The sequence below is a fragment of the Vibrio sp. 10N.261.46.E11 genome (assembly GCF_041472735.1).
Lineage (GTDB): Bacteria > Pseudomonadota > Gammaproteobacteria > Enterobacterales > Vibrionaceae > Vibrio.
This window is the reverse complement of the sequence record NZ_JBFRQW010000059.1, coordinates 1-9,673: the sequence shown is the minus strand read 5'-3', so window position 1 is coordinate 9,673 and position 9,673 is coordinate 1. Positions and strand designations below refer to the sequence as shown.

The following is a 9,673-nucleotide window of genomic DNA, read 5'->3' as shown; positions in this document are numbered from 1 at the left end:
GCTTAACTTACAAGCATTACAGCATTGCTGGCCTATTTCGTTATGGTTTAGTTATTCACTTCTAATCACTAGCGCTTCTCAATTGAGCGTTAACCGTGAGTCATAACATTCTGCTGTACTAGCGCATCCAGAATATCCGAGGGCATGGTGCCATTTAACGTCAGCTGAGGCGCAAGATCTTCAACCACAATCACTTGCTCTGTTGTGCCTAAACCATCAGGGTTGATCGTAAGTTCAATATCATCCCCTTCAACTTTCGCGTCTATGTGTTGCAACAGTGTTGTTATATCTGGTGAGGCACTTTTCAGCTCAGGTAACACTTCTCTTAGATCGAGTTGATCTCCTTCAGATAGGCTAAAGTCGGTAATGGTATCTTCGACACCATCTTCGATGTTGAACCATACAAACGAATCCATACCGTCGCCACCAGTCAGAATATCGGAACCGCCACCACCAATCAGCGTATCGTTACCATCACCGCCAACTAACGTATCGTCACCCGAACCTCCTTCCAGACGATCATTTCCAGATCCCGCTGTCAGGTCGATATTGCCAGCCCCTGCCAATAACTGAACATCGTCGGTTTCTGTAGCTAAATCGATATCAACACCGTTAGACACAATGTTCAAGTTGAGGTCTATCGAAGCCGATGTTGCGGTATCACTGTTATCTAGCTCTTCTGAAACCGCCTCCACTTTGAGTGTGTAGCTTCCCGGCGTATCAGAAAGCCCGACCACTTTCACAGTGTCAATCGCATCCGCCGTGGCAATCCAAACTCCACCACCGACATCAGTCACTGAACCCACATCACTCGTAATTTGAGCACCAACAGGCACATCACTGATACGTAGCGTTAGCTCTTCCGTAATATCGGTCAAGGCAGCAATAATACCAACCAAAGGAACGCCGCTAGCGCTTACTGACTGGCTCGCCGTGATATTTCTGACGTAGTTAGACGCAGTATCAATCGACAAGGTCGGCGCATTCGCCACAGGAGTCACTGCTATATCATAGATAACTGGCGTGGTTTCAATGACGATACCAGAAGGGTTTCCGCTATCTTTCGCGATGACTTCCAAGCCAATGCTATTGGTTGGAGACAGGCTCGCATCCAGATAAACACCCGCAGGGCTAGTCGGTGTGTCAATTAATGCATTTAGGTCGCTCAACGTACCTACTAAGATAACCGAACCTGTGTTGTTGCCATTCACCATCACAGTTGTCACGGCAGGCAGCGACACATTTAACGTTCCGTAATCCACCGTCAAAGTGACCGTCATCAAGTCATTAGAAAATGAATCAACATAATCAGGATCACTGACATTGATGCCACTCAGCAGCTGACCCGATTCTTCATCAATAAAATCAGTGACATTGTCACCATTAACAACAGGTGTATCGTTAACACCTTGTACCACAACGCTGATTTCCGCGGTATCCGTTAAGAAATCATTTGAGCCATTGGTTGTACCGTTATCTTCTACGGTATAGGTGAATGTAACATCGCCATTGTAATCATCATCTGCCGTGAATACCCAGTATGGGCCATTAATCGAATTGTCATCCGCCCCACCAACGTTCTCAAACTTCTGAATTTGCCCCTGACCTTGATCGATTTCGACCTTAGTTACCGTAATGGCATGCCCCTCAGGGTCTGTCGTCGCTGTAATCAGGTCTTCAGCTTTGATGGTTAGCTGACCTTCTTCAAGCATAGTGCCCAAATCAATATCGGTTGCCACTGGTTTGTCGTTCACTTCCGTCACTTTAATAGTGAAGGTAGTTTGATTCGTTTGAGCGGTATTCGAATCACCCGCGTCAATCAAACCGTTGTTACCACCGTCATCGATCGTAGCATTAATGGTCACTAACCCACCCTGATTGAGGTAGTTCTGATCCGGGTCCGGTTTGAACGTAACCTCACCATTAGTTAGAGCTGCGTTTATGTCGGCTTCTTTACCCGTCATTACAAGTGAGCCATCAGGCTGCAATACAAATGTCACACCGTTGGATTGAGAGCTTGGGAGTACAAACTCGCCCTGCGCACCCGGCAGTGTTTGGTCAACTTTCAGCGTCAGTACATACGGAGCATCTGGATTATCAAAGTTAGCGTCGATATCGTAGATACTAAAGTTGTTAATCGCGACACCAGTAGAGTCTTCTGTCGTTTCCAAGTTAGTCACATTGACAAAGATCGGTTGATCGTTGATCGGATCAATCACTAAATCAACATTGAAACTCGTTGGTGTGCCTAAATGCTCCGTGTTATCAGCATCTGTATCCACAGAACGAACGGTAATCTGCAGTGGACCATTAATACCCAAAGCATTGCCTGTATCACTATTATGTTCTCCAGAGTTGAATACGATCTTGTCTAGCGACTGAGCTGGAACATCGAGAGTCCAGAGCTGTGTAGTTGGGTCATAACTACCCAAGGTCGTTCCGTCAGGATAGTAGATAGAAGCATCTTGAGGAACACCTGCCACTTCGACTCGAAGGGTTTCAGGTGCATTTTCGGTATACGTTCCGCTTCCTGTAGCCGACAACTCTTTATCTAAAATAGTCGCATTGATTTCGATATCAATATTCTGCCCTTCGTTACCTGTTACAGAGTCCGTAGGGTTGGTATCAACATCGTCACCAACAGGCACCACATGCAGTTTGAAGCTTGGTAAGTTTGCAGCCGCAGTTGGTACGCCAAGTAGCGACTCTTGAGTGAACACTTCAACACCAAACTCAGCAGTACCACTGAAGTTTTTAGGCGGTAAAATCGAAATTTCACTTAAGTCGAATGAAAGCCCAGAAGCTTGAGGCAATTGAACACTCCACTCACCGCCACCGTTGTTTTTCACAGTGTAAGCCGAGCCAGCATCTACACGCATCTGGAAGCCATCAGGGACATCGGTGAACTTAATCGATACAAACTGTTCTGATCCATCAAGATCAGTCAGTGCAATCGATACAGGTCCTGTACCTGACAAGGAAATAAGCTGGTCTTCGTTGCCGGTAATCTCGATTACATCAGGATCACTACCCGGCCCAGAGACAAGTACATCATCAACAACCGGAACAACATCAAAACGAACACTTGTATTGAAGGTATCGGAGTCGGTTGCCGTACCTACCGGAAAAGCAGAATCATTGTAGGTTGCGGTATCTGTAACTGTACCACTTACATTAATCTGCACTTGGTTAATATCATTTCCAGTTGGGTAGTTTTCTATCGCCCTAAAGAGGACATTATCGAGCGCCCCCGCCGCGATTTCAGCTTGATTAAACGTGACTGAGGTACCAAGTGAGGTGCCCGAATTGTCATAGAATGCTCCTATCGAAGGGTCATCCAACGTCAAAGTAATCGATGTAAACGCCTCTTGACCCCCTTCGACGCCTGATACCTGATCCGAAATAGTCGAATTGAAGTCGAGTTGAATGTAGGTGTCTTCGTAACCCACCGGATCTTGTCCAGCCTGACCGTCGTTATCGACTGGGTTAAAGGCATCATCAAGCGAACCTACGACATTCACCTCAATCGTAGGGTCCGTCTCTGCATCTGGCGCGACTTTGATGACGACGTCGGTAACTAACGTTTTCTCATCACCTGAGAGCGTATCTTTAGTCACAATTGTCAGTGGCAATCTAAAGTCACCAGAGTAGTCTGCCGGCAAGTTAAGTAACAGCCCAGAGAAATCTGTTGGGACGCCCTGTTCAACGGTTGTTTCAAATACATATTTTCCATTAACGAAATCGACTTCACTACTGCCCGCCAAGCTGATCGGGAAATTACCGCCTGGGTTAATGGTCACGGAGTCATCAATGATAATGGTCACTTGATCTACCGAAGCATCTTCTCCAGAGAAAGCGAGCACACCATTTAGTGCTGCACCTAAATCAAGTTGCGTATCTTCGATAGCGTCGACAACACTATTGGCATCCATTGTAATGTTAGCTGCGACCTCACCTCCCCCGACAAGTACTTCTGGGAATGATAATGTCACTTCGCCTTCCCGCACAACGGCAGGTGACGACTCTACTTCAACGCCATCACCGCGATCGACCACGGTACTAAAGATAGTCATCTTGATGTCATTGAATACGTCTGGAAGATTAGAAATAGGATGAAAACCAAGACCATTAGGTGCACTGATGCTAAACAGGTCCTCATTGGTCACAACCCAACGACCATCGCCTTCATAAGCCGCGCCAATAACGAGTAATTGATTCAATACATCATCTGATAATGGAGTCTTATTCGTGTCATTGTTCGTTAATTGAATAACCAGTTGGTCCACTTCCTCAATAGCAGACGATGCATCGGTTTCTTGGTATCTAATAACAAATTCATCCAAAGCCAATGGGTTATCGCTATTAGTTGTAAACTTAAGTATACCTGTAAGAGGGTCCGCGCTCACTGCTGCCAAAGAGCCCGTTCCTGCCACATCGTCAACGATAAGTTTGTTATCGATACCATCATCAGGCTCAACGACGGGTCTTACGACAACATTGACCGTACCTGTAATCGTCGCAGTCGCAATGCCCTCACCTGGGTCAGAAGAGTCCACATATTCGTGATCACGCTCCTCAACGTCTACCTCTGTCGTCAATGTAAAATCAACGCTAGAGTCAGTTGGCGGAGTCATTTGAATAAAGTTATTCGCTAGTGCAATTTGGGTAAATTGTTCCGGCGTTTGATTCGCGTCTTTAGGGGTAATCGTTAACGTACCAGCACCATCATTCACAACAGTCACATCACCATTTACGGTGGGTGTGACACCCGGTGGAATACCGGAAATCTTAATTGAAGTGAAATGCTCATCAGAATCAATATAGTCTGTGCCTTCAGGGTGCCAATCGATGTTGATAGCAGTATCTTCGTTTCCGTTTGTAACGTTGTTGTAGGTTGCTGAGGTATCGATGATAGGCTCAACCAACACTCGAATTTCTTGATCAAAAGAAAGCGTGTGACCGTCGTTTTCCGTTACGATGACTTTGCCTTGAATATGAATATTCTCGGTTGAAGAGTCGACAGGTCGAATACGAATACCTGAAGTTATACCCGCCTCAGTAATGTTTGCTTCATAGATAGGTTTCGATAAATCAGAACTGCCTCCCGGCCCAGTTTCGTAACCGACAAAGTTAAGATCAATAACTGTACCGTCACCATCTTCGATGATAACACCATCAGGTATACCAGAGAGGATAACAGTGATAGCTTCTGAGCCGTCTCCAGATAGAGGAGCATCATTTGGGTTATCTGGCTTTCTTTCGCCCGACAGTACAGTGAAATCAAGCAGAGCAAAGCTGTCGCCGTTTTGACTCTCTTGAATCGTCGTTTGAACGCCGCTTGCAGTACCATCTGTAATTGCGGTCCAATCGGTGCCATTCGTTCCCCCATAAGGAATATCGGCAACACCTTTGACTTCAACATTAACCGTCTTAGTACCGAGTATTTCTACATCGACTTGTTGAGGGTTGGTGGATAGGTTCGCTGTGTCCTTCACTACACCTGTCACATCAAAAGTGAAATCCACATTGCTGTGTTTAGTTGGAACCACCTCAACATTAGCCAAATCGGAATACGCTATTTCGTGGTAATTGGTACCACTGACAATAGGAACCACCGTGGTTGTACCTACAAAGTAAAGCACTGCGCCTTCTGTAATATTGCTGATACGAACAAACAGTTCTTCAGAGCCATCCGTATCGACCGACCCTGTCATGGTGATGACTTCGTCTAGCGTGAATGCATCTTTATTACCCAAAGGCCCAAGGTAGTCGGGATTATCAATATTGTCTTCGTTGATTTGAATACGATTAACACTGAATTTTCCAGGGTCAGCGTCAGCAGTGACATCAATAATTATGTTTTGCTCTATAGAACGAGCCTCAGTTTTATCGTTTGCTCCGCCGTTGGTAGTATCTTCATAAGGATTCAGCGTTTCCTCTGTAACCGCTATTGCTTCGAACTCTATCTGACCCGAGAAATTATCAATAGGGTTAACCACGGTGGTGTTAATGTCTTCTGCCGCTATTTTATATACACCATCCGCCGTCAGCGTAAGCACGTTACCACTTGCATCAAGAAGCTCAAACTTACCATCCCCTTGGACAACTTTTAGCTCATAGGTAATCGTTTCAGTTTGGCTACTATCTTGTGATACTGCGTTTAACTGCAACGTGACGTTATCTTCATCTTCGTTGACTTGGTACTGATAAGTGCTATTACCATCATCCCAAGTAGCAATATCCGCTACCGCTTCAATCTCGATTCTGAAGTTTGAGTTAATGGTGTGATCTAGCGTGCCATCATTATCAATTTGCAGTGCATAGTTGATGCGTACCCCGTTGTCATTTGAACCAAAGTTTTGGTCAGGGACAAAGAACAGGTTATCGATAGTCGCAATAGTTTGTCTTACTTCATTTGGGTTTGGAGCAAAACTTTGTTGCATTTGAGGGGGGCCAAATAATATTTGACCATTAGGTTCAGCCGTTAACTTGTGATATTCGCCGTTCTCAAAGTAATAGAATGTACCTCTATGATTACTGTTCTTAATCGTTAGTTGACCTATAGACTCGTTGTTATCTTGGTCATACAAGTTAACTTGCAGTGAAACTTGAGCTGGCGCATTAGGTAAACCATTCTGATTATCTTGAACATTCTCAAAAGTCGGCTCATCACCATTAGCATAAGGTATCGTTGAATCCCTACCCGCATCCTCGAAAGTGGTCACTTTCAGCGCAATTCTCGACGAATTCCTATCGGTAATTGTGATATCCAATGGCGTCGATGACGTATCTGAATCGCCATCCTTCGCTGTTACATTAATAGAGAAATTAATTTCATCACCAACATGCTCTAAGTAATTATTGGCTCTAAACTCTATCTCACCATTTGAGTTTATTTTCAGTCGACCCAGCTCTCGAGGATCAACAGCGCCATTGATCTGCTCATATACTCGTACCTCTTGAGTACCACTAATTAAATCGAAGTCACTACTGTAAGACCCACTGTTCCCTGAACGGAAAACAATTCCACTTCCGTCAAATGCTTCAATTTTGCTCAGTACCGCGCCGTCGGCACCGACATCTGTAGCCTCAGCAAACATATCGACTATAGAGCCGCGATAACCCTGACCTTCAACACGAGTAATCGATTGTGTTGTCACTAATGGAATATCATCAGTGACTGTTATTTTGAGATCTATCGCATTCGATTGGTCTTGATCAAAATCTTCAGCAACGATTGAGAAATCAAGATCTATCGCGTTCTCGTTTGCACCGTCAGGATGCTTCAGTGGCTTAAACAATTCAAACTGATAACTGTTATCCGATGTATCAAAAACAATCTCAAACACGGCTTCATTACTCGTCACCGTTTGAGCAACGTATGTGAATGTTGTGCCGTTTTGTGAAACAGCTAGCCACTCTAAGCTTTCTCCATCGGAGGTTAAACCGCTCAAGACTAAATCTTCGTCAACCAGTTCATACTTCACAACGCCATCGGCACCTTCATCGACGGTGAATAGTCCATTGATAATGGTGTCTTCAGATTGATCCGAACCTATCCCTGAAAGATCGTCTTCATCGACAACCGTTTCGCCAGTCGGCGGCGTCATTTCCGGAACATCATCAATGACTTGAATTGGTAATTGATACTGGTTGGAATCATCGCCATCACCGTCTACCGCCACAACATCAAATGGTATGGTTAGGTTGTTCGGCGTAGTAGCGTGGTTTAGAGGGCCAAGCAAGGTAAATGTGTATGACCCATCGTTACCCAGTGCAAGCGTAAAAATCGGAGTCCCGCTTGTGGTCGCACCTTGGTAGGTGGTTGTGTCCGCAGCCCCAGTGACCTCAGTGATCGAAATCGCTTCGTTGCCTGATGTCAGAGTTGTTTCTAGATTGGCTACGTTCCGCAGTTCGTAAACCTCAACTTGGTCTGCACCTTCTGTGGTCACAAACGAGCCTGTCGCTTGAGCTACAACAGATCCTAAATCATCCTCATCAACGACAAACGTGCTCGTGACTGTCGTATCCGTAATGACGGGTACATCATCAGTAATGGTCACCGTAAGAGGCTTAATTGCTGAATCCGTATCGTCTTTGTCGACAGCGATAACTGGCAAGGTGAAGATTTGATCGTTATTACCCTGTACTGGCAAGTGATCTAACTCTTCCAACAAGGTGAATGTGTACTCTCCTAAAACCAAGCTACTAAAGGTGATGGTAAAGATGTCTGTTTGAACACCTCCACTTTCCACGAAACCAGTATAATTTCCACTGTTGGTAGGATCTTCTTTGAGCTGAACAACCAAGCCATCCGCTTTGAGATCGCCAGATGTGTTGAACTGAGTGGTATCAATACGGAAGTGGCTCACATCATCACTTCCTGCTGTGAAAGTAATGGTTTCAGTTTGGCTCACAGGTAAGCCCGGTGAAGAGCCGTCGACCAAGTTCGCTTCTTCCAATGCAACCATTGGTACTGTGTCTATTACTGGTGCATCACCATCTACAATAGTTAGCTTCACTGTAGAAGTGACAATATCACCATCTTTATCTTCCGAGGTCACCGTAATGATCTTAACGATATCACCACCGGAATGATTCAGGTTTCGAACCGGCTCAAAACGTATCTCACCTTCCGTTGTAATAAATAGTGAACCCTCACCAATAAAATCAAATCTTTGTTCGCCACTCACACTAGGGCTAAGGTTTTGCGCAGTGTTGCCATCGTAAACAAATGAGGTAATTTTCGCTCCGTCTGCACTTTGATTTGGCATTGCATCAAATGTATTGGATGTTTCGACAACACCCGCGGGCTCTCGACTGGTGATTGCGCCATCTTGCATAAGCTGCACATCATCACCAATGGTCACACTCAGCTGAGACACTAATGAATCATCACCGTCGCGGTCTACCGCAAATACAGGCAGTTCAAATCTCAGGTCGTTCTTCGCTTGGCCATCAGCATGATCTAATGCTTCAAGTAGAGTAAAGGTGTACTCACCCACCGTGCTGGTAGAAAAGCTAATCGTAAAGACAGGAACTTCTGGGTTGGCTCCGTCTTTCACAAAGCCAATGTACCCCCCAGTTGTGTTGGGGTCCGCTTTAAGCTCAACGACTAACCCATTCGATTTGAGCGTGTCGTTGGTATTAAACAGGCTTGGCTCAATACGGAAACTGGTCACATTATCGCTTTGATTGGTAAAGGTGATCGTCTCTGTTTGGCTCACCGGCGCGTTGCTTGCTGTTGAGCCATCGGCTAGATTAGATTCCGATAGCGTGACACTTGGGATCGCATCAATCGTTGGAATATCACCATCGGTGATGGTCAAAGTCACGGTGGATGTCACTGGATCTTTATCAAAGTCACTTGACGTCACCACGATGGTCTTAACGATATTTTCGCTGTTCGTATGATCCAAATTACGATTGGGTTCAAAACGCACTTCACCTTGAAGGGTGATGACTAACGTCCCTTCCGTGAAACCAAACCGCTGCTCACCAGTATCGGTTTGAACCAATGTTCTAAGTTGTCCGTCATAAACGAACTGGGTAATGGTCGCGCCATCAGCACTTTGAACAGGCATCACATCGACAGTGCCTGTCGTAACAACACCGGCAGCTAAATCTGCAACCGTTGGTTCCGTAATGCTCAGCGTTTGATTTTGCATGCCTT

Annotated in this window: 1 protein-coding gene; it reads right to left on the bottom strand. The window is 45.4% G+C overall.

The genetic code is table 11. The features are described 5' to 3' along the window. Window positions 1–89: 89 nt before the first annotated feature. On the bottom strand, window positions 90–9,673 hold a 9,584-nt coding region (locus AB4407_RS17665), incomplete at its 5' end, for a cadherin-like domain-containing protein (protein WP_372121474.1).